Origin of the sequence: Streptomyces sp. 147326, assembly GCF_045000215.1 — a bacterium.
Classification (GTDB): Bacteria; Actinomycetota; Actinomycetes; order Streptomycetales; family Streptomycetaceae; genus Streptomyces.
This window is the reverse complement of sequence record NZ_CP134201.1, coordinates 7,933,731-7,960,447: the sequence shown is the minus strand read 5'-3', so window position 1 is coordinate 7,960,447 and position 26,717 is coordinate 7,933,731. Positions and strand designations below refer to the sequence as shown.

Below are 26,717 nucleotides of genomic sequence, written 5' to 3'. Positions count from 1 at the left end.
TGGAGTGCCCCCGGGGCCACCGGCGTTCAGCTGTCGGAGCCGGCGAGGCCGCCGTCGAAGTCGCCGTCGCCTTCGCCTTCGCCGTTCAGGTCACTGTCGGGGATCCAGGAGCCGTGGATGCCGCCGGTGACCCGGCGCGGCAGGTGGACCGTGGCGATCCGCTCGAGGGCGGAGGCGTCCAGGACCAGGAGCTCGGAGGCGTTCTGCTTGAGGTCGGAGACGACGGTGAGCAGGTAGCCGTCATCCTCCCGGGTGGCCCCGGCGGCGGGGACGAACACGGCCTCGCTGGGCAGGCGGGCGTCGCCGGCCTCGTGGATGTGACGGGCGCCGGTGCTGCGGTCGTACTTGACGATGCCGTAACCGCCCCGGCCCTCCTGGTCGGGGAAGGAGACCGCGTACTGGTAGCGGTGCTCGGCGCCGAGGAACTCCTCGTTGAGCGTGGGGAATTCGATGGCGAGGTCGTCGATGATCTGCTCGTCCACGCGACCGGCGGCCAGGTCGACGACCCATCGGCGGCTGTAGGAGCGGGTGTTGGGCTCCGTGCCGCGGCCGGGAGCACCGACCCACCAGTTCCAGGAGAGTTCGAACCCCTCCCGGTCCACGGTCGGGCCCTCCAGCACGATCCGGCCCCGGGCGTCCTCGTAGGCGTTGGCGGCGTGCAGCATGCTGCCCGGCTCGATGGGGAACCAGCGGATCTGCGCCGCGCCTTGCGGGCCACGGGGCATGACGCCGATCCGCGCCGGCTGCGCGTCGTTCCAGCCGTACGGGATGCCGGAGTGCTCGGCGGGGTCGAAGGTGACGGTGCCCTCGTGGAAGACCACGTAGTGGCGGGTAACGGCGAAGTCGTGCTTGAGGGCGGCAGTCGCCCCCGGCACCTCGACGCTGTGGCTGATCTGTCCCTTGGCGTCGGCGACGTAGTACATGAGGTGGGGCGGGAACGGCGAGGAGCCGAAGAAGTGCAGTTCGCCGGTGACCGGGTCGGTCTTCGGGTGCGCGGTCATCGCGCTGCGCAGCTTGCCGCCGAAGTCGTGGGCGCCGACCGTGTCGAGGTCCCGGGTGAGTTCGAAGGGGAGGTTCGCCTCGCACAGGGCGAGGAGGCGTCCGGCGTGCTCGATGACGTGGGTGCCGGCGGTACTGGCCGTCAGGTCCGGGCCGCGGTCGGTCATGTAGGGCGCGCCGTCCAGGGCGGGGGTGTGCACCCAGCGGTTGCGGTACCACTCGGCGCGGCCTTCGCGCAGCCGGATGCCGTGGACCATGCCGCTGCCCTTGAACCAGTGGGTGGGGGTGACACCGGGCTTGGGGTTGTGGCTGTTGCGGATCAGCCGGCCGGTCAGCTCCGGGGGAAGGGATCCCTCGACGGTCAGCTCGGTGGCGGTGATCTCGTCGACGGCCGGGGTGTAGTGGCCGGTCAGGTAGGGCTTGTCGGCGGTCATGGCAGGAACCTCGCTTTGCGTGACGGTGTGGGTGCGGGTCTGGCTGCAGGTGCGGGTGTGTATACGTGTACGTGTGCGTGTCGGACGTGACGGGGCGAAGAGCGATGACCGGGGGTCAGTCGGCCTGCTCGGCACGGTTCTTGAGGGCGGCGAGCCAGGCGGTCAGGGAGTCGCGCAGGGCCTGGCCGAGCTCGGCGGGGGCGGCGTCGACGGGAGCGCCGCTCCAGGACTCCTCGGTGCGGACGGTCACCTGGCCGCCGGTCTGCTCGAAGGTCCACACGTGGATGCCCTCGATGCCGTTGGCCGGCCCGCCCCAGACGAGCCGCTCACCGGGGACGATCTCGCGGATGGTGGAGGTGATGTCCAGCCCGTGCGTCTTCCAGCTGAAGGAGTGGCCGGGCAGCAGCGGGCCGTCGAGCTCGGCCTGGTCGACGTGGGCGTTCCAGCTCGGCCAGGCGTCGATGTCGGCGTGCAGGGCCCAGACCCGCTCCAGCGGAGCGTCGATCACGGTGGACAGGCGGACGATGGCGGGAGCGGTCTCGTCGATGGTGAACATGGCTGCTCTTCCTCTCGGTTGATGAACCGGCGGTGACGCGTTCGGTCGGGTGGAACGGTTGGAACGGTTGGAACGGTTGGGTTCGGCGGGTCGGCCGGGTCCGTCGCCCCGGCTGGTCAGCGACGGCCGTCGGCGGCGGGCTGAGGGGCCGGGTTCGGGCTTGCTTCGGAGGGGCCGCTCTCCCTGCGCCGGGTGAGGAGCGGGGCGAGGGCGGCGGTGGCCAGGAGGACGGCGGCGGAGACGCCGAAGGCGATGCGGTAGCCGGCGGTGAGCGCCTCCAGCTGCGGTTGGTGCGCGGCAGCCTCGGCGGTGGCGGTACCCGCGAGAGTTGCCAGGACGGCCAGGCCGATCGCTCCGCCGACCTGCCGGGAGGTGTTCACCAATCCGCCGGCCAGCCCGGCGTCCTGGCGGGCTACGCCCTCCACGGACAGGGCGGTGAGCTGGACGAAGGCGATGCTCAGGCCCAGACCGATGAGGATGCCCGGGCCGAGGAGGTCGGCGACGTAACTGCCGTGGGCGCTGATCCGGGACAGCCAGAGCAGTCCAGCGGCCTCGGTCAGCAGGGCGGCCGTCACCGTCGCGGTGGGGCCGATGCGGCGGGAGATCCGCGGGGCGAGGGTGGAGCCGAGCATGTTGGCGGCGGCGAGCGGGAGTTGACCGAGGCCGGTGACCAGCGGGCTGGAGCCGAGGACCTGTTGCTGGTAGAGCGGCAGGAAGAAGAACAGAGCGATCCACACCGAGCCCAGCAGCGCCATGAGCGCGTTGCCGACGGTGACGCGACCGGCGCGGAACAGACGCGGCGGCAGCAGTGGATTCGGGTGGCGTCGCTCGACGAGGACGAACGCGGTCAGCAGCACGGCGGTGACGGCGAAGGCCCCGAGGACGGTGGTGTCCGTCCAGCCCGAGCGGCGGGCGGTGGTCAGGCCCCACACCAGGGCGGTCAGCGCGAGGGTGACGGCGGTGGTGCCGGGCAGATCAAACCGGCCGCTGCCGGTGACCGGGGCCGGCGGCACGCTGACCACGGCGCCCGCCAGGACCGGCAACGTGCCGATGGCGACGGCGAAGAAGATCCACTGCCAGCCCCAGGCCTGGGTGAGGGCGCCACCGAGCAGGACTCCGGCCGCGCCTCCCGCGCCGGATACCGCGCCCCACACACCGAGCGCCCTCCCCCGCCCGGGGCCGGGCGGGAACAGGTCCATCACCAGGGCCAGGGCCGCCGGGGCGATCGCCGCCGCGCCCAGGCCCTGCAGTGCGCGGGCGGCGATCAGGACCGGGGACGAGGTGGCCAGCCCGGCCGCCAGCGAGGCGGCCCCGAACACCGCGAGCCCCGCGAGCAGTACCCGGCGTCGGCCGAGGAGGTCGGCCGCCCTTCCGCCGGCGAGCAGCAGCGCGCCGAAGGCCAGGCCGTAGGCGTTGACCACCCAGGTCGTGCCGCCGTCCGACAGGCCGACGCCGTCGCGGATCTGCGGGAGGGCCACGTTCACGATCGAGGTGGCGAGCATGACGGTGAACTGCGCCCCCGCCAGAACTGCGAGCGCCGCTCCCGGGCTCCGGGTGGTGGCGGTGATCCTCACGAGATCCTCCTCGAGTCTCTTTGAGTGGTTAACCACTCACATTTGACGCCTGAGAAAAGGCGGGGGCATGTGCCCCGCCGACAGCCCCAGCCCGGCTCCGCGATGACGCCGGACTCAGTAGTGCGTGATGCCCGCGGACAGGGTCCGCATCCAGGGAGCATCCACGCCACCGGCCCCCATGGAGACGATGAGGTGGCACAGCATCCCGCGCGCGAAGAACTCCTGGACCTGCACCTCGGCGCCGCCGGAGGCGCCGCGGACGTACTCCACCAGGCGGGCGTAGCCCTGCTGGACCACCTCGCGCACGGCCGGCTCGGAGACGGCCGCGGCCTGGGCGTGCAGCTGGATCAGCATCAGGTCGTTGTCGCTGATCAGCAATGCGTACGCATCCCCCATGGCCTCCAGCACCACCTCGGCGGAGCTGCCCTTCGCCTCGGCCGCCGCCCGCTCCAGAGCGGCCCGGACCTGCACGAAGCAGTGCTCGACCACTGCGGTGAACAGCAGTTCCTTGCTGGGGAACAACCGGTAGACGTACGCCTGCGAGATGCCGGCCGCCTTCGCCACCTCGGTCGTGGTGGTGCCCCAGTAGCCGCGCGCCGCGAAGGCGCCGATGGCGGTGCGCAGCACCGTCTCGCGACGCTCTTCGGCGGTGGACAGCTTTCGGGGTCGTTCGCTCTTCATGTGAGTACTCAACCACTCACACTCTTGCGTGTCAACGACGGATCCGCCGGCTCCGGCGCCTTGCCGGGCCGAACGGTGGTCACTGCGGGCCAGCTGCGGCTGTAGACGAGGACCTTGGTGAGCGCCCACCAGGCCGAAGATCATGCCGACGCTGATCAGATGCGCCAGCAGGAACCTGAGCCAGGACGTCCAGGCGTCCACGACGACCGCGCGGCCGTAGAGCACAGGGATCGGCGCAACGACGGCTCCGCCGAAGCGGGGGGGCGAATTTCGCGTCGACCCAACGGATGGTGCTGCGGCCGTAGACGGCGGTCGAACCGAGGCAGACCGCCGGCGCTGCCCCCCGTTCACGATTCGATGATCGTTACCCTGGGCAATCCGCTGCCGCCGACGTCGAGGTCGCCGGATTCGCCTGTCACGTGCGAGGCCTGCATCCCGTTGACCGCCTTCTTCGAGACCTCGATGCGGTTGGAAACGGAGGCCCCCTTGCAGGGCCTCGCTGTCAAGATCACCTGGACCGTGGTTCGCATCGCGGCGGGGGTCGCGTGTGCGGCTCTCCTGGTGCACGAGCTGGTGACGTGGCGTGCTCAGCGAAACGAGTCCGGAGCGGGCGTGGAAGTTGACGTGCCGACGAACCGACTCTGACGCGCTCGCGCGGACGGAGGGCCGGGCCGGGCGTGGGGCGGCGCCGGGGCGCATCTTCGTCTGGTCAGCGAGATGATCCGAAGGAAACGGCCTGAGTCACTGTGCCCAAGACGCATGGTCGTCTGCCTGTCGCTGACCGCGTCGGAGGAAGTCCTGTTGGCACTTCCGTACACGCCTCGCGCGTGAGCTGGCCCGATGAGAGCTCGACGCGAAGACCGGGCCGGAGCACGGGACCGCGGAGGGCGTACACCCGACGCCAGCCGGACACGCACCGGCGGCGGCGCCTGGGGGTGCGCCTGCTCGCGTGACCGAGGCCTCGCCAGCGTCCGCGACACCCGCCCCCCGGGCGGGCCGCAGGTCCGCCGCCTGCGGCGCGGCCCGCGGGCGATACCGGCGGCGGCACGTCGAGGAGCGGTCCTTGAACTCACCACACGCCGGTCGGCCGGGACGTAGACGAGCCGGCGTCCCATGCCCCAGCCGTCAGATACGAGGACCGGCCCCAAGGCTGCGCCGGATGACGACAGATCCGGGCTCCGTACGCGGGACGGGCTGCTGAAGCGTCTCCTCGGCAGCCCGCTCCGCGGCTGTACGGCCACGGGCGGTACGTACGTCCCGGTCGTCGTCGAGGGGGTTCGGTCCGTGCCCGAGAGGGCGGCGCATGGTACTCACCTCCAAAGTCTCGCAGCCTGTCTGACGGCTTGTCGGGCGGGGGCGGCACCTTCTGCGCGTCCCCCGGACGGCTCCAAGGCCCCCTCCGACGCGTCGTGGCTGAGCCGGGATCCGGCTGGTCCGCGTCAGCTCCCGCCAGCACCGACACGTCGGAGCCGACGTGCGGTGACCGCGCCCTCGGGCCCAGGCGGACCGCTCCCGGCCCCCACGAATCGACCGCGCCGGATCAGCCCTCTAGCGGGGCCTCGGAGATCGGGTGCACTTCGACCGGGTCATTGCCGGGCGTCCCGCCCGGGCCGGGGCAAGCCGACGCCCGTGCGGCGATCTCCAGGGCCCGGTCCTCACTCTTGACGTCGACCACCCAGTACCCGGCCAGGACGTTCTGATCCGCCCGGGCCGGTCCGTCGGTCACCTGCGGGCGCCCATCGCTTCCGGCTCTCACCGTCTTGGCCAGTGAGGGGCCGCCGAGACCCTGACCGTCGACCCATTCACCAGCGGCATTGATGTCATCGTTGAGGGCGTTCATGTGGGCGAACATGGCCTCCATGTCGTCCTTGGAGTACGACGACATGATGGCGTCCCACTGGGCCGCAGGCACGTTCATCTGGATCATGTACTTCATGTTCCTCGCCTTCCCGGGCTGGCTGTGAATCCTTCAGGCTTACGAAAGGTAGACCGCCCGACAGCGCGAAACTCATCGCCGCACCCGGATCCGCGAACGGAGCGGTTGGTGGCGTTGGACGAGTCCACGGACGTCCACTGAACTCACGGGGTTCCATCGCAGGTCAACTCGGCTCGTCGGCCCTCCCGGCAGGGGCCCTTGCTTGGGTTGACCGCCACGCCCCGCGGGCTCGAGGCCCCCGCAATGAAGCTTTGATCGACGCCCTGCCCATTGATGTCTGCCCGGCCGATCGTGTTGGAGCCGGCGTTGGCCCAATAGATGTTGTGGGCGTCGACCGCAACGTTGGCGGGCCCGGAGGCGCCGACAATGAAGTTCTGGTTGATGTCTTGTCCGTCGAGCCCTGCCCGGCCGATCGTGTTGGTGGCGCTGTTGGCCCAGTAGATGTGGTGCGCGTCAACCGCCACGCCCCGCGGGCCCGAGACCCCCGCAATGAAGCTTTGATCGACGCCCTGCCCATTGATGTCTGCCCGGCCGATCGTGTTGGAGCCGGCGTTGGCCCAATAGATGTTGTGGGCATCGACCGCAACCCCAAAGGGGCCAACGGTCCCGACAATGAAGCTGTGATTGACGCCTTGTCCCTCGAGGCCTGCCCGGCCGATCGTGTTGGAGCCGCCGCTGGTCCAGTAGATGTAGCGCGCGTCAACCGCCACGCCCCTCGGGCCCGAGACCCCCGTGATGAAGCTTTGATCGACATCCCGCCCGTTGAGGCCTGCTCGCCCGATCGAGTTGGCGCCGTTGTTGGTCCAGTAGATCGAGGAAGGACCGGCTGCCATGCCAGCGGGATTCGAGGCACCCGTGACCAAATTTTGAGTGGCGTTCAGTCCGTTCACATCAGCGCGACCGATCGTTCCCGTCGTGAAATTGCTCCAATAGATGTGCCCTTTCACTCGCCCGAATCCGGTAAGCGCAAGGGTCTTGCGTACGGCAGGCTTTCCACTCCTGGCGGTAAGCACGGCTCGGTCGCCGACGACGCTGGTGGCGCTCGGTGTGTAGTCGACTCTGACGCTGCACGACCTCCCAGGGAGGAGGCTGGCTCGTGTGCAGGTATCAGCGGTCTTACTAAAGGCGGCCGAACCCGTCAGCGTCACGGTTGTCGGCGCAGTTGCCACGCCTCCGGTGTTGGTGAGGGTGAAGGTCTGGGACGTTCTCCGGCCGGGGGCGGTGTTTTCGAAGTCGTGGGAGCCTGTGCTCGTTGCCGGTGACCAGAGGAGCGACGGCAGGGGCTGCGCCGAGACGCTCTGCCCCGTTGCGGTCAACAGCATTGTCACGGATGCTGCAGCTGATGAGACGAGCACCGGAATTGACCGCTGCATAGCGTTGTTCTCCTCTCGTGGCGGCTCGCGGATCACAGAACTGATCCCCTCTTCCTCCGTTCCTCAGTTGCGCCCACCACCGCAATGACCCGAATGGAGGGTCCGCGCGATGCGTGAGGACGTCGCGACTTGATGCTGTTTCGGCCGGTGGCGCCGCCGACGGAACTGAAGCGTCCGCAGAGAGGGAGCCAGCGTCAGACAACTGACCGCGCCCCTGGCAGCGATCGCCTTCGTGGCTACCTCGGGCCGCGCCTGGCCACACCTCTCAGCCGCGTCTGCTCCCCGGGTGCGAGGGGGTCAACCTTGACCTCTGCGACGGCCAGGCCTTCCCCGAGCTTGCGCATCTGCCGGGCATCGGGCTGGGGGGCCGGGCGGAAGGAGGTCGGGGCGGCTGCAGGCGTCGGCGGCCTGGTGGAGGCGGTCCGTGCACGCGGCCGACAGCGGGGCGTCGCCGCGCGGCTGCCGGTCGATCGGCTTCAGCCTCGACGCACAGCACCAGGAGGTGGAGCCGCCGCGCATCCTGTGGACCACGAGCCATCCGTGCCCGGCGGGCCGCGAGGGGTCGGGGCATCCGGGAACCGTGTGCTGGTCCTGGCGGCCGGAGGACTCCCGGAGCGTGGCGCGGGGGGCGGTGCTGTCGTTCCTCTCTGTCGCGGCTGGATCGTTCCTCAGACGTGGTGAACCCCGGGTTCCGGGCGCCTCGCGCGGCCCCGGCGGCCCCTGCCGCCTTGGGTCATGGTCGCTTCATTCTGCTGCCCAGATGGAACGGGGCCGGTCTCGCCGGCCGCCTGCGAAAAGCCTCACCCTGCTTGGTCACGAGGAGGAGGACACCAATCACCGTCTGCGGCTTCAAGTAGGGCGAGGGGGCTTGCTTCCTCGTCCGCGAGTGGAACGGCACCGGCTTCCCCTCCGACCTCGCGCAGGCCGCCGAAGCGCGCCCGCCGATGAGCATCGCGTACGGACCGACCACGCTCACGTACACGGTCGTCATCGACGAGAGGGAGCGGCAAGCGCGGCTACGGCTGACGGCGACGGAGTCCGGGCTGAAGGTCACGGAGATGATCGTGGGCGCCTCCGAAGTCTCCGGCCGCAACCGCCTCGTACTGACCATGAGCTCCCGGACAGACCTGACCCCCCGCCGACACCGAAGCCCCACAGCCGGCCCTCACCGCGACATCCGCCGCCCCGCCCTCCTCGCGCCCAAGACCACCCCCTCCTGGGCATGGCCTGAACCACGGTATCGAGGAGAGCGCGGGCTTCGAGAGGGTCGCCACAGCAGTACCAGTGCACCCGGTTCGGGTGGCCCCGGACGACATCACTTCACGCCTGGCCCCCGGGTAACCGGACACCCAACTACCCATCGAGACCGGGCAGGTCGCACCTCCCGTGCGATGGATAGCATCACGTGGCACTGCCCTCCCCCCTCCCCCCATGTCTACGGAGTCCCCCCATGAACGGTGCCCCTGGCTTCCCCCTCTCCCGCCGCGGCCTCATACGCACCGGTATCGGCGCCTCGCTGGCCGCACTCGGGCTTGGCACCGGCGCGCAGACCGCTTCGGCTGATGTGACCGCGACCAAGCGGTTCGATCTCACGGAGCCGTCGTACGACCTGTTCCGGTCGAAGGACACGCACGGTGCGCGGGTCCAGCAGAGCTTCGCCTTCGACTGGGTGAACAAGTTCCTGTTCGTGGCGACCAAGCGGAGTGGAAGCGACGAGTCCGCCGGTGACCTGTGCATCAACAAGATGGACTTCGACGGGAACTACATCTCGTACATGCACCTCAACGGCTTCGGCCACGGCGTCGCCTTCGCCGCACTGCCGAGCGGTTCCGGCACCGAGTTGTGGATCGAGTGCGACGCGAACACCAGCGGGTACGGCACCGCGCTCGCCCCCATCCGTTACACCGCCAACACCACCCTGGACTCGCCGGCTGCCGCAGCCGCCTACCGGCCGATCTCAGGGGCCACGGAGTACACCTGCTCCGTCGACCCGGTCTACCGGCGCATGATCGTGCGCTACCACACCAGCGCCGGCAAGCGCATCGCCGTGTACCCCCTCTCCGCCTTCGAAACGCGCAGCTTCGGCTCGCCGCTGGTCGACTTCAAGCAGCCGGCGATCTCCGGCACTCCGCAGGGCTACACCCTCTACGGCTCTTACATGTACTACCTGACGGGAGACGCGTACCCCGGCAACGGCACCCCCACCGGCGACGGCAACTCCTACGTCACCAGCATCGACATCAACACGGGCACCGTGAAGCAGGGCCCCGTCCTTACCAAGGCCGGCTCCACCCTCCACCACCGCGAGCCCGAGGGCCTGGCGATCTACCGCACCGACGCCGGCGAGGCGCGCCTCTTCATCGGCTTCGCCACCGGCCTGGAGGGCGACCGGCGCTCCAGCATCTTCTACAAGAACGCGCTGGTCTGAACCAGCCCGCCCGGCGGCCGGTCATCGGCCGCCGGGCGCCGGGCGCCGGGCCCCAAACCCCGCTCCCCAGGGTCTGCTTGAACAGCCGGAAGGTGTGCTCCAGGTCGATCGCGGACGCCCAGCATCCACCCCTGACAACTCCTCACGAAATGATCTTCAAGGTGGTTGGATCACTTCGAGACTGACGGCCCGCCCCGAACCGTGTGCTCGGAGCCGGTGGAAGTAAATGCGTCGACAGAGCCCCTCGGTACCCGGCAAAGTGGCCGCCCGTGACGAGCAGTGAGCTGTGGACCCGTGCGACCGCCGACCGCTACGACGCCGAGGAGACCGAGACGTCCTCGGCAGCCGCCCTCGGACCGACTCTCGCCTTCCTCGCCGAGCTCGCCGGAGACGGCCGGGCACTGGAGTTCGCCATCGGGACGGGACGAGTGGGCGTCCCGCTCCGGGAACGCGGCGTGCCGGTAGTGGGCATCGAACTGTCCGAGCACATGGCGGCGGTGCTGCGGCGCAAGATCGACGAGGACACGCTCCCGGTAGCCATCGGGGACATGGCCACCACCGTCGTTCCCGGCGAGTTCACCCTGGTCTATCTCGTCTACAACACCATCACGAACCTGCTCACGCAGGAAGAGCAGGTCGAGTGCTTCCGCAACGCCGCACGTCATCTGGAGCCCGGCGGCCGATTCGTCATCGAGCTGGGCGTGCCGCCGCTGCGGTTCCTGCCGCCCGGCCAGGTCGCGGTGCCGTTCGACGTCTCTGAGCAGCATCTCGGCTTCGACACCTTCGACCTCGTCGAGCAGATTCTCGTCTCGCACCACTTCACCCGCGACGGCGACGACGGCCGCTACCGCCGCGACAACTCCCGGCACCGCTACGCCTGGCCGGCAGAGCTCGACCTGATGGCACGGATCGCTGGGCTCGAGTTGGAACGTCGCGTCGCGGACTGGGACGGGGCGCCGTTCACCCAGGACTCCGCGAAGCACATCTCCGTGTGGCGCAAGCCAACCTGAGGTCGGCCACCGGACGACTAACAGATCAGCCAGCTCCGGGCGCCATCGCCGCCCGCACGGAGGCGGTTCATACCGGGGGGGAGCCCCGACCTGGCCCTGTTCGGCCAGATCACGTTGGGCCTGAACCGCAGCGAACGCTGGAACGAGGCGCTTTCCTCGGCGCTGCTCGGCAACTGGGCCGCCCCGCTGTGCGACGGCACCGGCCTCGCCGGCCCGCGCTGGACCGCCTGCGCTCGGAGGCCCGGACGCTCCACACCCAGCTGGTGCCGTTGTGGAAGCGGCGCCCCGGCAGGTACAGGGTCCTCCCACTGGAGACGCCCGTCCGCAACGGCGCGACGCTGCGAGACCTGCTCGCCGACCGGCCCCTGCCCGACGACCCGGTGCTCGACCAGGTCCCCGGCGACCGCCGCCTGGCCGCCATCATGGCCGCATTGAACCCGGCCGACGGGGCTGTCGTTCTCGCCCGCGGCCACAGCGGCGTGGCAACCTGGGCCGACGCCGCCGCGCTGACCGGCAGTGAGCGTCCCCGAGAGGACGGCGAACGGGTGCGCCGCACGGTCCGCCGCGCCGTCGACGAACTCCGCCGCCGGGACGGACAGCGCACGGACGGACCCACCGGCACGTGGACCCCGGCCCAGGACGGCGGATTCCAGTGACAGAGTTTTCCGATCTCAGCCAGCGTCGAATGTCTCGGCGCCTTGGCCGCCACCGGGCTGATCACGCTCGGCGCACGGGCAGTCAGGGTGATCAGAGGACCGCGAGTTCCGCTGCCCACCCCTCTGGTGTGCTCAGCGGCGAACCCGGGGCATGCCCAGGCCGATCCAGGAGATGATCTCGCGCTGGATCTCGTTGTTGCCGCCGCCGAAGGTGAAGATGACGGCGCTGCGGTAGCCGCGTTCGAGTTCGCCGTGGAGGACCGCGCCGGCTGAGCCGTCCTTGAGGGAGCCGGCCGCGCCGACGATCTCCATGAGCCAGGCGTACGCGTCCCGGCGGGCTTCGGAGCCGTACACCTTGACCGCCGAGGCGTCCTGGGGGGTGAGGGTGCCGGCCTGGACGGCGTTCACCATCTGCCAGTTGAGCAGCTTCATCGCGTCGAGCCGGGCGTGGGTGCGTGCGAGGCGGCCGCGTACCCAGCCGAGGTCGATGACGCGGCGGCCGTCGGCGAGTTTGGTCGCGGCGGCCCAGCGCTGGACGTCGTGGAGGGCCCGGATGGCCATGGTGCCGTGCGCGGCCAGGGTCACGCGCTCGTGGTTGAGCTGGTTGGTGATCAGGCGCCAGCCCTTGTTCTCCGCGCCGACCCGGCGGCTCGCGGGGACGCGGATGTTCTCGTAGTAGCTGGCGGTGGTGTCGTGCGAGGCGAGGGTGTTGATCAGGGTGCAGGAGTAGCCGGGGTCCGAGGTCGGCACGAGGAGCATGGTGATGCCCTTGTGCGCGGGGGCGTCCGGGTCGGTGCGCACGGCGAGCCAGACCCAGTCGGCGGTGTCGCCGTTGGTGGTCCAGATCTTCTGGCCGTTGACGACGTACGTGCCGTTCTCCTCGTCGCCCTCGCGGACGGCCTTGCACTTGAGCGCCGCGAGGTCGGTGCCGGCGTCGGGCTCGCTGTAGCCGATGGCGAAGTCGATCTCCCCCGCGAGGATCTTCGGCAGGAAGTACGCCTTCTGCTCGTCGGTGCCGAACTGCATGATGGTCGGCCCGACGGTGTTGAGGGCCATCAGGGGCAGCGGTACGACGGCCTGCGCAGCCTCGTCGAAGAAGATGAACTGGTCCATCGGGGACATCCCGCGGCCGCCGTACTCATTCGGCCACCCGACCCCGAGCCAGCCGTCCGCCCCGAGGCGGCGGATCGTCTCTCGGTAGTACCGCTTCTGGGCGGCCGGGTCCTCGTAGCGGGCGTAGACGTCGTCGGGGACGAGCTCGGCGAAGTAGGCGCGCAGCTCGGTGCGCAACTGCTGTTGCTCAGGCGTGTATTCGAGGTGCACGGCCCCTCCGGGAGTCTCGCGGTCCAGCCGGTTCGCTGTGGCGGCGGTCAGAGTAGAACCAGTTTCAGAAATTCGGAAGGGCCGGGGACAGGTGCCAATCGTTCCAGGACCCGTGTGCCGGCGGGTTCGCGGCGCCGTTCATACTCTCGGCTATGACGATCCCACGGAGCAGAGCGGAATTCTTCGTCGAGCCCGAGCGGGACGGCCGTTTCAGCGGCCCCGCGACCGGCGACGAACGGCCCATGCTGGTCGCCTTCCTGGCAGACCACCGCGCGACCCTGGAACTGAAGTGCACAGGCCTGGCCGAGGAGTTGGCGCGGCGGTCCGTGGAACCGTCCACGCTCTCCCTGCTGGGGCTGGTCCGGCACCTCGCCGACGTGGAGCGCCGCTGGTTCAGGAAGGTCCTGGCCGGGCAGGACGCGCCGCCGCTGTACTCCTCCGCGACCGCACCGGACGGGGACTTCGACGGCGCCGAGGCCGACCCCGCGGCCGTCGAGGCGGCCTGGGAGGCCTGGCGCCACGAGGTGGCCTTCGCCGAACGCTTCGTCGCCGAGGCGCCCGACCTCGACGTCGAGGCCGTGGACGCGTGGCGCGGGAAGGTGTCCCTGCGCTGGGTCCTCATCCACATGGTCGAGGAGTACGCCCGGCACAACGGGCACGCCGACCTGCTCCGCGAGCGGATCGACGGAGCCATCGGCATCTGAGCCGCCGGCACCTCACCCCGGTCCGGCCTCGCCGGTGACCAGCGCGGCCGGGTCGATCCGCCCGTCGGCGAGCCGCGCCAGCGTGGCGCCGAACTCCGCCGGCGGGTAGGTGAGGCACATCCGGATGGTCACGTCCTTGTAGACGCCGACCACGGGGCGGATCACGTCCTCGGTCATCACCCCACCGATCTGCAGGATCTCGGCGCCGCGGGGGACGGTGTGCAGGAGCCGGTTCAGCATGCCGGGGACGCCCACGCAGTTGACCACCACCATGTGCCGCGCACGCGTCCCGGCCAGCTCCGTGCAGCGGGCCACCGGATCTTCCTCGGCCGGGTCGACCACCGCGTGCCCTTCCGCGGTCCACCGTTCGACGGCTCCGGCGGCCGTGCCGCACCCGTCCAGCCGGGTCCCGCCGAGCGTCTCGATGTACGCCACCAGGTCAGTCGTGCCGAACTCGGCTTCCTGCAAAGCCTGTTCACGCATCTCGGCGAGGTGTACCGGGGTGACCAGCCGCCACCCGGACCGGTCCGCGGCGGCCGGCGACAGCACCCCCGCACCGTGCCGGCCTGCCAGCACGGCTCCGGTGGGTGAGACCGCCGAGGCGACGGCCACGTCCGACTCCCGTCCCCGGTACGGGCCGAGCTGGAGCCGGGCCTCCTCCAGGGCGAACCAGTCGGTGGCGGCCGTGACGGTCTCCCCGCGCAACAGCCGCAACGGCACGGCACGTCTGCCGTACGACGGAACACGGTGCGCGGCGCACCTTCAACAGCCCCGCCGACGTGCTCCCACTCAGTGGGACGTCCGCCGCCGGCCGTCAGGTGTAGAGGTAGACGAGGTCGAAGCGGACGAGATCCCGGGCCTCGTCGATGTGGTACTCGCCCGAGGGGAGGGCGTCCGACTGCGGGCGGTTCACGTACGCGTCGAACTGCGGGCTGTGCTGCCAGACGGCGCCGGCGGGCAGGTACTTCTCCAGCGGGGCGGGCAGTGCGGACGCGGGTACGGCGGGCGCGAAGGCGTACTCGGCGTTGCGCACGATCGCGGCCGCGCCGCCGGCCGCGAGGCGGGCGACACCGACCAGGCGGATCCGGGAGTCCGGGCTCGGGATGGTCCGGTCCCCGGGGCTCTCGTCGATGTCGTAGCCCAGCCAGTGCGCCTCGGCCAGTTCGCCCACGTACGTCCCGAAGCGGGACTCCAGCGGCTTGAGGTCGGTGCGGACCCGGACCCGGGACGGGTCCGGCTGCGGCCACGCGGCGTACGCCGTGAGGCCGCCCGCGGCCAGCAGCGGGAGGCCGGCGATCAGCAGGAACCTGCGCCGATTCGTACGTCCCGGCTGCGCTTCCACGGCCGCCCCCGCCCCCGTTGCCCGTCAGTTCAGGGCGCTGATCATAGCCGTCGCCGTCGCCGTCATCGCCGTACGGGCGGCCGTCAGGTACGGCCGGGGGTCCGCCGGGGTGAGATGGGTGCGGATGGCCTCGGTCATGGCCACGTTCAGCGCGGTGCCGATGTTGACCTTGCGGATGCCGCCGGCGACGGCCGCCGCGAGCTCGGCGTCCGGCAGCCCGGAGGATCCGTGCAGGACGAGCGGCACGTCCACCGTCTTGGCGAGCCGGGCCAGCAGCACGTGGTCCAGGGCCGCGGTCCGGCTGGTCATCGCGTGGCTGCTGCCGATGGCGACGGCCAGCGCGTCGACCCCGGAGTCGGCGACGAACCGCCGTGCCTCGTCGGGGTCGGTACGGGCGCCGGGCGCGTGCGGATCCAGCGGGGCGGCGCCGTTCTTGCCGCCGACCTCGCCCAGCTCGGCCTCGATCCACAGCCCGTTGGCGTGCGCCCAGTCTGCGGCGGAGCCCGTCGCCTCCACGTTCTCCCCGTACGGGAGGTGCGCGGCGTCGTACATCACCGAGCTGTACCCGGCGTCGCAGGCCTGCCGGAGCAGTTCCGCGCTCTTGACGTGGTCCAGGTGCAGGCCGACGGGGACCCCGGCCGCCTCCGCACAGGCGACGGCCGCGCGGGAGATGGGCAGCAGCCGCCCGCCGCGGAACTTCACGGCGTTCTCGCTCAGTTGCAGGATGACCGGCAGCCCGGTGGCCTCGGCCCCGGCCACGACGGCTTCGGCGTGTTCCAGGGTGATGATGTTGAAGGCGGCGACGGCGCGGCCCGCGCGGGCCGCCTCCAGAACGAGGGGGCCCGCGGGTACGAGGCTCATCGGACCGCCTCCTCGCCGGTGGTGAGGATCACCGAGCGGGTGAGATGGCGCGGCGCGTCCGGATCCAGCTGCTGGTGGGCGGCGACGGCGAGGGCGAGGCGGTGCACGCGGACCAGCTCGGCGAGCGGGTCGAGCCGTCCGGCCACCCACTGGGCGCCGGTGGCCCGTACCTGCGCGGCGAGCCCGTCGGGGGCCTCGTCGAGCGACCAGGTGGCGGTGCCGGGTCCCGAGACGCTGATCGGCCCGTGCCGGTACTCCATCGCCGGGTAGGACTCCGCCCAGGACAGCGAGGCCTCCCGCATCTTCAGCGCGGCTTCGTTCGCCAGCCCGACGCTCCAGCCGCGGCCGAGGAAGGTGAACTGCCCCCGGCTCGCCAGCTCGGCGGGCAGCGGCTCGGTGAGGGCGGTACGGGCGTCGGCGACCACGGCAGGGGTGTGCAGCCCGGCGTGGGCGCGCAGCAGGGTGAGGGCGGTGGTCGCGAAGCGGGTCTGCACGACGGACTGTTCGTCGGCGAAGTCGAGGACGACGAGCTCATCCGCGAGGGTCATCACCGGGGTGGCGGGATCTCCGATGACCGCGGTCGTGGGCACGCCGGCGTCGCGGAGCGCCCCCAGCAGGTCCAGTACCTCGGTGGTGGTCCCGGACCGGGTCAGGGCGACGACCCGGTCGTAGCGGCGGTGGCGGGGGAACTCCGAGGCGGGGAAGGCGTCGGTCTCGCCCTGTCCGGCCTCCTCGCGCAGCACGGCGGCCGCCTGGGCCATGAAGTACGAGGTCCCGCACCCGACGATCGCGGTACGCTCCCCCGGCTGCGGCAGCACCGTCCGCTGGGCCGGGGCCAGTTCGGCGGCCCGTTCCCAGCATGCGGGCTGCGTGCCCAACTCGTACGCGACGTGACTCATACAGGCTCCCTCGTGCGACAGGCGGGTCTGAATGCGTGTTCCTGCAAGGTATCGGGCAGTTTCACGCAACTTCAAGCATCCACGGGGTGATCGACTGAGTTAGTGTCGCCGGGTGGGCCGGACGAGGCCGAGGGAACTCACCGGCGAGCACCGTGGAACGAATGTCGCAGAACACCGAAGGGGGCGGACGATGACGCGCAAGGAGCGCTGGCAGACACTGCTGGACCTGCTCGTGGAGCGGGGTGAGCTGGAGGTGGAACCGGCGGCGGAGGCCCTCGGCGTGTCGGCCGCGACCATTCGCCGCGACCTCGACCAGCTCGCCGAACAGCAGCTGCTGGTCCGCACCCGCGGCGGGGCGGTCCTGCACGGGGTCTCGTACGAACTCCCGCTGCGCTACCGGACCTCGCGCCGCGCCGCCGAGAAGCGCCGGATCAGCGAGGCGGTGGCGGCCCTGGTCGCCCCGGGCGAGGTGATCGGCCTGACGGGCGGCACCACGACCACCGAGGTGGCGCGGGCCCTGGCCGCCCGCCCGGACCTGGCCCAGGGCTCGCCGGCGCTCACCGTGGTGACGAACGCCCTCAACATCGCGGGCGAGCTCGTGATCCGGCCGCAGTTCAAGATCGTGCTGACGGGGGGCGTCGCCCGCCCCCAGTCGTACGAGCTCACGGGGCCCCTCGCCGAGCAGGTGCTGGGCCAACTCGCCGTGGACACCGCGGTGCTCGGCGTGGACGGCTTCGACCCGGCGGACGGCGCCGCGACCCGGCACGAGGACGAGGCCTCGGTCAACCGCCTGCTGTGCGAGCGGGCCCGCCGGGTGGTCGTCGCGGCCGACTCCAGCAAGCTGGGCGTGCGCGCCTTCGCCCGGATCTGTGCCACCTCCTCGGTGGACGTGCTGGTGACGGACACCGGCCTGGCGGCGGGGGTGGCCCGGGAGTTCGAGACGGCGGGCGTGCAGGTGCTACGGGTGTGAGCCGCGGCCACGAGCGTCCGGCGCGGCCGTCAGGCCCGGGCGGATCTCCGTCGGGTCCGGCTGGATCACCGCCCGCCCGGGTGGATCACCGTCCGGCCCGCCGCCTCCCTAGACTCCCCGGATGAACAGCCATCCCCTGAGCCTCACCGTCCTCGGCAGCGCCACTCCGTATCCGGGCCCGGACAACCCCTGTTCCGGCTATCTGGTGTCCGGCGGCGGTACGCGCGTCTGGATGGACGCCGGCACGGGAACGCTCGGACCGCTCCAGCGGTACGTCGGGCTGGGCGAGCTGGACGCGGTCTGGATCTCGCACCTGCACGCCGACCACAGCGCGGACCTCCTCACCGCGTACTACGGCCTGCTCTTCGCCGACGTCGAACGGGCTGCGCCGCTGCCGCTGTTCGGCCCGCCGGGCATCGCGGACCGGCTGGCCGGCTTCCTCACCAACGGCGCGGCGCGCAGCCCCGTGGAATCCGCCTTCGCCGTCCACGAACTGCACGACGGACACCGCACGCGGATCGGGGCGCTCACCCTCACGAGCAGCGCCGTCGCGCACGGGATGCCCGCCTTCGCGGTCCGCGTCGAGGCCGCCGGCCGCTCGCTGGTCTACTCCGGGGACACCGCGCCGTGCACCGCTCTGACGGCCCTCGCCGAGGGGTGCGACCTGCTGCTGTGCGAGGCGGAGAGCGCCCGCCGGCCGTCGCCCGACGAGGGCGAACACCTCCACCACACGCCCGAGGAGGCCGGTACGACGGCGGCCGCCGCACGCGCCGGCCGACTGGTCGTCACGCACGTCGGCCGCGGCCTCACCCCGGACGAGGCGGTGTCCCGCGCCTCGGCGCACTACGCCGGGCCGGTCGACCACGCGGCGCCGGGGACCGTCTTCACGCTGGCCTGAACCGGCCTGAACCGGCCTGAACCGGCCTGAGCCGCCTGACCCGCCTGAGTCGCCTGAGTCGCCTGCATCCGGCGTACGGCGTACCTCGCTCAGTGCGCCGGGAGGCGCTCCGACTCCCGGACCAGGGCGGCCAGCACGGGGGCGATCAGCGGATGGGTCTCGCCTCCCCGGCGGGTGGCGGCGAAGACACGGCGGGTTGCGGCCGGGCCGGTGACCGGGCGGACCTGGACCTCCTTGAGGTCCATGCCCCGCAGCGCCGAGCGCGGTACGAGGGCCACCCCGGCCCCGGCGCCGACCAGCGCCGTCACGGCGCGGAAGTCGTCGGAGGAGTGGACGAACCGGGGCTGGAAGCCCGCCAGTTCGCAGGCGAGCAGCGTCACGTCGTGGCACGGGTTGCCGGGGTACTGACCCACCCAGTCCGAGTCGGACAGGTCGGCCAGCGACACGGCGGGCGCGTCGGCCAGCGGGTGCCCCGAGGGCAGCACCGCGTCGAAGGGCTCCGCGTACAGCGGGAGGACCGACAGCCGGGCGTCGTCCGCTCCGGGCCCGCCCCGGTACTCGACCGCGAGGGCCACGTCCGCCTCGCCGTCCAGGAGCAGCGGCAGGCTCTGGTCGCCCTCCGCGTCCCGGACCCGCAGCCGGATGCCCGGCTGCTCCAGTGCGAGCCGGGCGATCGCCGGGGCCAGGACCTCCGCGATCCCCGTCGCGAAGGCGGCCACGGTGACCTCGCCCGCCGAGCCGCCCGCGTACGCGGCGAGTTCGGCCTCCGCACGCTCCAACTGCGCCAGCACCTCGTGGGCGTGGCCGAGGAGGATCTCACCGGCCGCGGTGAGCCGTACGCCCCGACCGCTGCGGGTGAGCAGCGCGTGGCCCGTCTCCTGTTCCAGCGCCGCGAGCTGCTGGGAGACGGCCGAGGGGGTGAGGTACAGGGCTGCGGCCGCGGCGGTCACCGTACGGTGGTCCGCCACGGCCCGCAGGATGCGCAGCCGGCGGGGGTCGATCACCCCTCCATTGTCGCAGGCCACGCGGGTCCCTCCGGCCGCTGAGGCCGCTCTCGCCGCCCCCACCGCCCTTGCCGCTCGGACCGCTCCGCCCCCTCAGGCCACTCAAGCCACTCAAAGACTCGGGCCCAGGCCAGTCGGTCAGGCCTTCTCGGCCGCCAGCGCCGCACGGGCGTCGATGAAGGCGGCCACCGCGCGCTCCACGTCGGCCGTCGAGTGGGCCGCCGAGAGCTGCACACGGATGCGCGCCGCGCCCATCGGCACCACCGGGTAGGAGAAGCCGATCACGTAGACCCCGCGCTCCAGGAGCAGCTCCGCCATCCGGGCCGCCTCCGCCGCGTCGCCGATCATCACGGGGGCGATGGCGTGGTCGCCGGGGAGGATCTCGAAGCCCGCCTCGGTCATCTTCGTGCGGAAGAGCGCGGTGTTGGCGGCGAGCTGCCCGCGCAGGTCGCCGGCCGACTCCAGCAGGTCGAGGACCTTGAGGGAGGCCGCGGCGATGACCGGGGCGAGGGAGTTGGAGAAGAGGTACGGGCGCGAGCGCTGGCGCAGCAGCTCCACGATCTCGGCGCGCGCCGCGACGTAACCGCCGGAGGCGCCGCCGAGGGCCTTGCCGAGGGTGCCGGTGATGATGTCGACGCGGTCCATGACCCCGTGCAGTTCCGGGGTGCCGCGGCCGCCGGGGCCGACGAAGCCGACGGCGTGCGAGTCGTCGACCATGACCATGGCGTCGTAGCGCTCCGCGAGGTCGCAGATCTCGGCGAGCGGGGCGACGTAGCCGTCCATGGAGAAGACGCCGTCGGTGACGATCAGCTTGCGCCGGGCGCCGCCCTCGGTGGCTTCCTTCAGGCGGGCTTCGAGCTCGGCCATGTCGCGGTTGGCGTAGCGGAAGCGCTTGGCCTTGCTCAGCCGGATGCCGTCGATGATCGAGGCGTGGTTGAGGGCGTCGGAGATGACCGCGTCCTCGGCGCCGAGGAGGGTCTCGAAGACTCCGCCGTTGGCGTCGAAGCAGGAGGAGTAGAGGATCGTGTCCTCCTGGCCGAGGAAGGCCGACAGCCGCGCCTCCAGCTCCTTGTGCACCTCCTGGGTGCCGCAGATGAAGCGGACGGAGGCCATGCCGTAGCCCCAGCGGTCCAGTGCGTCCTTCGCGGCGGCGACGACCTCGGGGTGGTCGGCCAGCCCCAGGTAGTTGTTGGCGCAGAAGTTGAGGACCTCTCCCGCCGTGCCGCCCGCGGTGACGGCGACGGCCGCGCTCTGCGGGGTGCCGATGACGCGCTCGGGCTTGTGCAGGCCGGCGGCGCGGATCTCGTCGAGGGTGGTGCGCAGGTCCTCGCGGACGGACTCGAACATGGGTGCGTTCTCCTTGTGCGGCGGAGTCGGACGAAGAGGAGGGGGGCCGGGCCCCGCGGAGGGGGGAGGGCGTGCGGGGCCCGGCCGGAGGGAGATGGTTCAGCGGGTCCGGTCCGGCGCTTACGCCGTCCAGTCCAGGATGATCTTGCCGCTGCGGGCGGTCGACGCCTCGTCGAAGGCGGCCTCGAAGTCGCGGTGCGAGTAGCGGCCGGTGATCACGGGGCTGAGGTCGAGCCCGCCCTCCAGCAGCACGGTCATCGCGTACCAGGTCTCGAACATCTCGCGGCCGTAGATGCCCTTGATGGTGATCATCGAGGTGACGACCTTCGCCCAGTCCACCGGGAACTCCTGCGCGGGCAGGCCCAGCATGGCGATCTTGCCGCCGTGCGTCATGTTGTCGATCATGTCGCGCATGGCCTCGGCGCGGCCGGACATCTCCAGGCCGACGTCGAAGCCCTCGCGCAGGCCGAGCTGCGTCTGCGCCTCGGCGATCGAGGACTCGGCGACGTTCACCGCGAGCGTGGCGCCCGCCTTGCGGGCGATCTCCAGCCGCTCGGGGCTGACGTCGGTGATGACGACGCTGCGGGCGCCGGCGTGCTTGGCCACGGCCGCCGCCATGATCCCGATCGGGCCGGCGCCGGTGATCAGCACGTCCTCGCCGACCAGCGGGAAGGACAGGGCCGTGTGCACGGCGTTGCCGAAGGGGTCGAAGATCGCGGCGACGTCCAGGTTCACGGTGGTGCGGTGCACCCAGACGTTCTGCGCGGGCAGGACCACGTACTCGGCGAAGGCGCCGTCCCGGCCGACGCCGAGCCCGATCGTGCTGCGGCACAGGTGACGACGGCCGGCCAGGCAGTTGCGGCACTTGCCGCACACCAGGTGGCCCTCGCCGCTGACCAGCGCGCCGATCTCGATGTCGCGGACGTCCGCGCCGAGCGCCGCGACCTCGCCGACGAACTCGTGGCCGAGGACGAGCGGGGTCTTGACCGCGCCCTGCGCCCAGCCGTCCCAGGCCCGGATGTGGAGGTCGGTTCCGCAGATGCCGGTGCGCAGCACCTTGATCAGCACATCGCCGGGGCCGTACTCGGGCTCGGGGACGTCCATGAGCCACAGCCCGGGCTCGGCCTTGTGCTTGACGAGTGCCTTCATGGGGTGGCTCCAGGCATGCGGAAGGGGGCGCCGCGGGCGTGCGGGCCCGGACGGCGTCGGTGACGGGCACCAATCTGCCGATCGGCGCGGTGATCAGTCCATCGAGACTTTCTTAAGCGGGTCGACAGCGCAGCTTCACGCCTATGCTCCTCCCTTGACGGGGCAGGGGCCCGCGCCGGTGGAGGGCACGGGGAAAAGGGGAGGTGAGGGGCGTGCCGAGTCTGCGCAGCAGGGCGCTGTCGGCGGCGCTGATCGCGGCGGGACGGCGAAGACGGTTCGCGAGCGCCGAGGCGGTACGGACCCGGGTGGCGGAGTCCGCCCGCCGGCCCGCCTCCCATCTGCCGCCGCGTTCGCTGGGCCGGGTCGCGGACATCTCGCGGACCTTCGTCGGAGCCTGGCCCGTGTACGACGTCTCCCCGCTCGGGAGGGAGCCCGCGGCGCAGGTGCTGTACGTGCACGGAGGCGGGTACATCAACGAACTGGTCCGCCCGCACTGGGCGCTGATCCGGACCCTGGTCACGCAGGCGCGGGCACGGGTCGTCGTACCGGCGTACATCCTCGCTCCGCGCGGTACCGCCGACCGGAACGTCCCGGTCGCCGCGGATCTGCTGAGCGGCCTGATCGCGGGCGGCGGTGGCGGCGGGACGGTGCTCATCGGGGACTCGGCGGGGGCCGGGCTGGCGCTGGCAGCGGCGCAGCGGCTGCGCGACCGCACCGGGGCGCAGCCCTCCAGGATCGTGCTGATCTCGCCCTGGCTGGACGTGACCATGAGCCATCCGGACCAGGCGGCCATCGAGGCGGCCGATCCGATGCTGGCCCGTCCGGGGCTGCGGGAGGCCGGCCGGCTGTACGCGGGGACCCTGGCCGCCGACGATCCCCGGGTGAGCCCGCTGCACGGGAGTTTCGCGGGGCTGGCGCCGCTGACGGTGTTCACCGGGACCCGGGACGTGCTGATCACGGACAGCAGGGAGCTGCTGCGCCGGGCCCGCGCGGACGGGGTCGAGGTGGAGTTCCACGAGGCGGCGGGGCTGCCGCACGCGTACCCGCTGCTGCCGGTGCCGGAGGGGCGGGCGGCGCGCGACCGGATCGTCGAGCTGATCAGGGCGACGGCGGAGCTGTGACCCGACGGCGGAGCCGTGGCCTGCCCACCCGTGACCGGGGAACAAGGGCGCGCTACGCCGTGCAGGTCATCAGGGAGCTGATCGGCCACGCCCGGTATCCCGTCCAGTACGCCTCGTCGCGTACGGCGTCGGCGGGCGGGGTCCGGTTCGGCTGCCAGCCGACGGTGGCGAAGCCCGCTTCGACGGCCGCTTCGGCGAGGTCGGCGTGGGCCCACTCGCGGAACTCGAAGGGCACCGGCGGCTCGGTCAGGAAGTGCGCCTTCAGCAGAGGTGCGTCGCCGTCCGGAATCCGGTCGAGGATGCGGACCCCGTACGGCGACCAGTCCACGCGAGGGAACGCCCCCGCGTTGGGCACGATGGCCAGCAGCCGCCCGCCGGCGCGCAGGTTGGCGCGGACGGACCGGAACATCGCGTGCAGGGACCTGCGGTCGGGCGCGTAGCTGAAGACGTACGCGGCGGTGGCGAGGTCGAAGGGGCCGAGGCGGGGAAGGCCTGCGGCGTCGGCGACGTGGTACTCGACGTCCGGCCGGTCCTTCGTGGCCTCGTGCTCGCGGGCCAGCCGGATCATCTCCTCCGAGACGTCCACGCCGACGGTCCGGCGGGCCCCGCCGCGGGCCAGCAGCCGGGTGTTGTAGCCGTATCCGCAGGCCAGGTCGAGGGCGTCGAGCCCGCGCACCCCGCCGAGCGCGTCGAGGGCTCCGTGCAGCGTGTAGGTGTCGGCCGCCGAGAAGGCCGCCGTGGTCTTGGACTCCGCGTAACGCTCGCCGATGGTGTCGTACTGGAACCGCATGCTCTGCCTTCCGGGGGCCTGCCGGGGGGTGGGACGCGTGCGTATCGTGCCCCGCGGCGCGACCGGGGGCAGCCCGTACACCCGTACGTCCCCCGGACGGGGGAGGCGGTCGGCCTATCGCGGGCGCTCTGGTCCCTCCTGGCCGGTCGGGATCAGCTCGCGGGCGCAGGCGCGCAGCCAGGCGTGCGCCGGGTCGGCGTCGTGGCGCGGGTGCCAGGCCATGCCGAAGGGCAGGGGCGGCAGGGCGAGCGGTATCTCGAAGGTCTCCAGCCCCAGCGCGGCGGCGAGCGGCTCGGCCTGGGTGGTCAGCAGTCCGACGAGGTCGCTCTCGCGCAGGACGAACAGGGAGGCGGGGAAGGTGCCCACGCTGCCCACCACGCGCCGGGACAGTCCCTGTTCGGCGAGGGCGGCGTCCACCGGGCCTTCGAGGCGGCCTCGCCGGGAGGCGGTCATGTGCTCGGCCGCGGCGAACCGGCGCACCGTGAGGCGGCCGCGGAGCAGCGGGTGCCCGCGGCGTACGACGCCCAGCATGCGCTCCTCGGACAGGTGCTCGACGCGCACTTCGGGGGAACGGGTGTCGACGACGCCGAGTTCCAGGTCGGCGACGCCTTCGCGCAGCGCGGGGACGTCCACGTGGCTCTCCGGGAGGAAGCGCAGCCGCACCCCCGGCGCCTCGCGGGCCACCCGGGTGAAGAGCGTGGCTCCGTAGACGGCGGTGAAGGCGTCGTTGGCCAGCACGGTGAAGGTGCGGGTGAGGGTGGGCAGGTCCACTTCCGCGCCGGTGAGGAAGAGGGCGCGGGCCCGTTCCACGACCGCGCGGACCTCGCCCTGCACGGCGAGCGCGTGCGGGGTGGGCACCATGACCCGGCCGGCCCGGACCAGGACGGGGTCTCCAAGGGCCTTGCGGATCCGGCCGAGGGTCCGGCTCATGGCGGGCTCGGACAGGTGCATGCGGGCCGCCGCCCGGGACACGCTCGCCTCCTCCAGGAGAACGTCCAGAGCGACGAGGAGATTCAGATCCAGCCCGGATTGCGTCACACGCATGGATGCCTTGCATAAGTTGCACTGGAAAGCAGGTCATCCCAACTCTACGGTGATCCGAGGGTGATGGCCGCTGCCGGCCCTCCTTTCCCCTCCTTCCTTTCCTTCCTTCCGCCGTACCGCCACCGACTCCGAGGAGGAGCCGTGCTCCGCCATGCCGTCGCGCAGGGTCCCGCCGTCCCCGTGCCCTCCCTCACCCGGCCCGCCCTGCTCGCCCTGTGCGCCTGCGTGCTGGTCGCCCAGGGGATGGTCGCCGCCGTCAACCTGCTGATCCCCCAGCTCGCCGCGTCCGACCTGCATCCGGATCCCGGCGAGCTGCTGTGGTCGGTGGACGCGTACGTCATCGTCTTCGCCGCGCTGCTGATCCCCGCCGGGGCGCTCGGCGACCGGTACGGCCGCAAGGGCGCCCTGCTCGCCGGACTCGGCCTGTTCGCCGCGGGCGGGGCGGCCAGCGCGCTCGCCCAGGCCCCGGCCGTGCTGATCGCCGGGCGCGGTGTGTGCGGGGCGGGCGCGGCCCTGATCATGCCCGCCACCATGTCCGTCCTGGTCCACCTGAGTCCGCCCGAGCGCCGCGGCCGCGCCCTGGCCACCTGGACGCTGTCCGCGGGCCTCGGGGGCCTGGCGGGCAATGTCGGCGGCGGCCTGGCCGGGGAGTACCTGACCTGGCGGGCCCTGTTCTGGGCCGTCGTGCCGCTCGCAGCGCTGCTCGCGCTCGCCGTCGCCCGTGCGGTCCCCCGTACTCCGTCGCAGCCCGCCGCCGCCGTCGACCCCTTCGGGGCGGCGCTGCTCGCGGGTGCGCTGCTCGCGGTGGTCTACGGGATCATCGAGGGGCCCGCGTACGGCTGGGCCTCGGTGCAGGTGCTGACCGCCTTCGGCGCGGGTGCGGGGCTGCTCGCCGCGTTCACCGGCCATGCGCTGCGCGCCGCCCGGCCCCTGCTCGACCCGCGCATCTTCGCCTCGCGCAAGTTGCGTGCCGGGACGCTCGGCATCGGGACCGGCTTCTTCGGACTCTTCGCGCTTTTCTTCGTCAACGCCCAGTACCTCCAGTACGCGAAGGGCTTCTCCCCCGCCGAGACGGGGTTCGCGATCGTCCCGCTGACCATCGGCATGGCCCTGGTGCCCAGGTTCGGCGCCCGGCTCCAGGAGCGCACCGGGCCGCGGCTGCCGGTCGGCGCCGGGCTCGGCCTGATCGGGGCGGGGCTGCTGCTGGTCTCCACCGCGGACGCGGGCACCCCGTACCCCGTGTACGCGCTCTACCTGCTGGTGCTGTCCGTGGGTACGGGCCTGTCCGCGCCCTCGCTGACGCTGACGGTGGTCGCCGAGCTGCCCTCCCACCAGGCCGGGCTCGGCTCCGGGCTGAACACCGCGGCCCGGGAGATCGGCGCCGCCCTCGGAGTGGCGGTGGTCGGCACCGTGCTGGCCTCGCGCTTCCACGGGAACCCGCAGGATCCGGCCCAGGTCGCCGCCTTCACGGACGCGATGGGGGCCGCGCTGCGCACGGTGGCCGTGGCGCTGCTGTGCGCGTCGGCCGCGGTGGTGGCCGGGTACCGGGCCGCGGGGCGGCGCGGGCGCGGCCGGGATGCAGGGGCCGCCGCCGAGGGCGCATCCTGACTGTGTGATC

Annotated in this window: 25 protein-coding genes and 1 pseudogene; 8 read left to right on the top strand and 18 right to left on the bottom strand. The window is 72.0% G+C overall.

The genetic code is table 11. From position 1 onward, the window contains the following. Positions 1 to 26: 26 nt before the first annotated feature. From RIU97_RS36610 to RIU97_RS36575, 8 genes and pseudogenes are all read right to left on the bottom strand, one after another. Positions 27 to 1,433 (bottom strand): carotenoid oxygenase family protein, encoded by a 1,407-nt coding sequence (locus tag RIU97_RS36610; RefSeq protein WP_404961779.1) that lies wholly within the window; start codon positions 1,431 to 1,433, stop codon positions 27 to 29. 115 nt (positions 1,434 to 1,548) lie between these two features. Continuing rightward, positions 1,549 to 1,989 carry an SRPBCC family protein gene (locus tag RIU97_RS36605; protein WP_404961778.1) on the bottom strand — a complete coding sequence of 147 codons (441 nt, stop codon included), beginning with the start codon at positions 1,987 to 1,989 and terminating at the stop codon, positions 1,549 to 1,551. A gap of 116 nt (positions 1,990 to 2,105) precedes the next feature. Continuing rightward, positions 2,106 to 3,563, bottom strand: a complete 1,458-nt coding sequence (locus tag RIU97_RS36600) for an MFS transporter (protein ID WP_404961777.1) — start codon at positions 3,561 to 3,563, stop codon at positions 2,106 to 2,108. Positions 3,564 to 3,677: 114 nt separating this feature from the next. Continuing rightward, on the bottom strand, positions 3,678 to 4,244 hold the full coding sequence (locus tag RIU97_RS36595) for a TetR/AcrR family transcriptional regulator (protein WP_404961776.1): 567 nt from the start codon (positions 4,242 to 4,244) through the stop codon (positions 3,678 to 3,680). Positions 4,245 to 4,591: 347 nt separating this feature from the next. Further along, a complete protein-coding gene (locus tag RIU97_RS36590) occupies positions 4,592 to 4,774 on the bottom strand; it encodes a hypothetical protein (RefSeq protein ID WP_404961775.1) in 183 nt (60 codons plus the stop codon). A gap of 1,010 nt (positions 4,775 to 5,784) precedes the next feature. Then, a complete protein-coding gene (locus tag RIU97_RS36585) occupies positions 5,785 to 6,171 on the bottom strand; it encodes a YciI family protein (RefSeq protein WP_404961774.1) in 387 nt (128 codons plus the stop codon). 152 nt (positions 6,172 to 6,323) lie between these two features. Beyond that, a complete protein-coding gene (locus RIU97_RS36580) occupies positions 6,324 to 7,127 on the bottom strand; it encodes a hypothetical protein (RefSeq protein WP_404963126.1) in 804 nt (267 codons plus the stop codon). A gap of 63 nt (positions 7,128 to 7,190) precedes the next feature. Continuing rightward, a pseudogene (locus RIU97_RS36575) lies at positions 7,191 to 7,502 on the bottom strand (hypothetical protein); the annotation flags it as partial. Between the two features lie 1,501 nt (positions 7,503 to 9,003). On the opposite strand from RIU97_RS36575, the gene RIU97_RS36570 reads away from it, so the two are divergent. From RIU97_RS36570 to RIU97_RS36560, 3 genes are all read left to right on the top strand, one after another. After that, positions 9,004 to 9,981, top strand: a complete 978-nt coding sequence (locus RIU97_RS36570) for a teichoic acid biosynthesis protein C (protein ID WP_404961773.1) — start codon at positions 9,004 to 9,006, stop codon at positions 9,979 to 9,981. Between the two features lie 269 nt (positions 9,982 to 10,250). Further along, positions 10,251 to 10,991: a class I SAM-dependent DNA methyltransferase gene (locus tag RIU97_RS36565; protein WP_404961772.1), complete on the top strand. Its 741-nt coding sequence runs from the start codon at positions 10,251 to 10,253 to the stop codon at positions 10,989 to 10,991. A 263-nt stretch (positions 10,992 to 11,254) separates the two neighbouring features. Further along, a complete protein-coding gene (locus tag RIU97_RS36560; protein WP_404961771.1) occupies positions 11,255 to 11,647 on the top strand; it encodes a hypothetical protein in 393 nt (130 codons plus the stop codon). A gap of 132 nt (positions 11,648 to 11,779) precedes the next feature. Here the strand turns inward: RIU97_RS36560 and RIU97_RS36555 are convergent, their stop codons facing one another. Continuing rightward, positions 11,780 to 12,970: an acyl-CoA dehydrogenase family protein gene (locus RIU97_RS36555; RefSeq protein WP_404961770.1), complete on the bottom strand. Its 1,191-nt coding sequence runs from the start codon at positions 12,968 to 12,970 to the stop codon at positions 11,780 to 11,782. Positions 12,971 to 13,122: 152 nt separating this feature from the next. On the opposite strand from RIU97_RS36555, the gene RIU97_RS36550 reads away from it, so the two are divergent. Further along, positions 13,123 to 13,674, top strand: coding sequence for a DinB family protein (locus RIU97_RS36550; protein WP_404961769.1), 552 nt, complete (start codon positions 13,123 to 13,125; stop codon positions 13,672 to 13,674). A gap of 12 nt (positions 13,675 to 13,686) precedes the next feature. On the opposite strand, the gene RIU97_RS36545 is transcribed toward RIU97_RS36550, so the two are convergent. The 4 genes from RIU97_RS36545 to RIU97_RS36530 form a co-directional block, all read right to left on the bottom strand. Next, the gene (locus RIU97_RS36545; protein WP_404961768.1) at positions 13,687 to 14,394 is read right to left on the bottom strand and encodes a hypothetical protein; all 708 of its coding nucleotides are present in this window, start codon (positions 14,392 to 14,394) and stop codon (positions 13,687 to 13,689) included. A 94-nt stretch (positions 14,395 to 14,488) separates the two neighbouring features. Continuing rightward, the gene (locus RIU97_RS36540; protein WP_404961767.1) at positions 14,489 to 15,016 is read right to left on the bottom strand and encodes a hypothetical protein; all 528 of its coding nucleotides are present in this window, start codon (positions 15,014 to 15,016) and stop codon (positions 14,489 to 14,491) included. A gap of 24 nt (positions 15,017 to 15,040) precedes the next feature. Then, a complete protein-coding gene (locus RIU97_RS36535) occupies positions 15,041 to 15,877 on the bottom strand; it encodes a class II fructose-bisphosphate aldolase (RefSeq protein ID WP_404961766.1) in 837 nt (278 codons plus the stop codon). Continuing rightward, on the bottom strand, positions 15,874 to 16,776 hold the full coding sequence (locus RIU97_RS36530) for an SIS domain-containing protein (RefSeq protein WP_404961765.1): 903 nt from the start codon (positions 16,774 to 16,776) through the stop codon (positions 15,874 to 15,876). The genes RIU97_RS36535 and RIU97_RS36530 overlap by 4 nt, the downstream gene beginning before the upstream one ends. Positions 16,777 to 16,966: 190 nt before the next feature. On the opposite strand from RIU97_RS36530, the gene RIU97_RS36525 reads away from it, so the two are divergent. Next, a complete protein-coding gene (locus RIU97_RS36525) occupies positions 16,967 to 17,746 on the top strand; it encodes a DeoR/GlpR family DNA-binding transcription regulator (protein ID WP_404961764.1) in 780 nt (259 codons plus the stop codon). A 121-nt stretch (positions 17,747 to 17,867) separates the two neighbouring features. Further along, positions 17,868 to 18,644 (top strand): MBL fold metallo-hydrolase, encoded by a 777-nt coding sequence (locus tag RIU97_RS36520; protein ID WP_404961763.1) that lies wholly within the window; start codon positions 17,868 to 17,870, stop codon positions 18,642 to 18,644. Positions 18,645 to 18,733: 89 nt separating this feature from the next. On the opposite strand, the gene RIU97_RS36515 is transcribed toward RIU97_RS36520, so the two are convergent. The 3 genes from RIU97_RS36515 to tdh form a co-directional block, all read right to left on the bottom strand. Then, positions 18,734 to 19,648 carry a LysR substrate-binding domain-containing protein gene (locus RIU97_RS36515; RefSeq protein WP_327418036.1) on the bottom strand — a complete coding sequence of 305 codons (915 nt, stop codon included), beginning with the start codon at positions 19,646 to 19,648 and terminating at the stop codon, positions 18,734 to 18,736. Between the two features lie 138 nt (positions 19,649 to 19,786). After that, positions 19,787 to 20,995: a glycine C-acetyltransferase gene (locus RIU97_RS36510; RefSeq protein WP_404961762.1), complete on the bottom strand. Its 1,209-nt coding sequence runs from the start codon at positions 20,993 to 20,995 to the stop codon at positions 19,787 to 19,789. Between the two features lie 120 nt (positions 20,996 to 21,115). After that, complete coding sequence (tdh, locus tag RIU97_RS36505; protein WP_404961761.1) at positions 21,116 to 22,144, bottom strand: L-threonine 3-dehydrogenase; 1,029 nt, start codon at positions 22,142 to 22,144, stop codon at positions 21,116 to 21,118. A 212-nt stretch (positions 22,145 to 22,356) separates the two neighbouring features. Here tdh and RIU97_RS36500 point away from each other — a divergent pair, with 212 nt between their 5' ends. Continuing rightward, on the top strand, positions 22,357 to 23,265 hold the full coding sequence (locus tag RIU97_RS36500) for an alpha/beta hydrolase fold domain-containing protein (RefSeq protein ID WP_404961760.1): 909 nt from the start codon (positions 22,357 to 22,359) through the stop codon (positions 23,263 to 23,265). Between the two features lie 52 nt (positions 23,266 to 23,317). On the opposite strand, the gene RIU97_RS36495 is transcribed toward RIU97_RS36500, so the two are convergent. After that, positions 23,318 to 24,055, bottom strand: coding sequence for a class I SAM-dependent methyltransferase (locus tag RIU97_RS36495; RefSeq protein ID WP_404961759.1), 738 nt, complete (start codon positions 24,053 to 24,055; stop codon positions 23,318 to 23,320). Between the two features lie 114 nt (positions 24,056 to 24,169). Beyond that, positions 24,170 to 25,099 carry a LysR family transcriptional regulator gene (locus RIU97_RS36490; protein ID WP_404961758.1) on the bottom strand — a complete coding sequence of 310 codons (930 nt, stop codon included), beginning with the start codon at positions 25,097 to 25,099 and terminating at the stop codon, positions 24,170 to 24,172. A gap of 141 nt (positions 25,100 to 25,240) precedes the next feature. Between RIU97_RS36490 and RIU97_RS36485 the strand changes: the two genes are divergently transcribed. Next, complete coding sequence (locus RIU97_RS36485) at positions 25,241 to 26,707, top strand: MFS transporter (RefSeq protein ID WP_404961757.1); 1,467 nt, start codon at positions 25,241 to 25,243, stop codon at positions 26,705 to 26,707. The last annotated feature ends 10 nt before the right edge of the window (positions 26,708 to 26,717 follow it).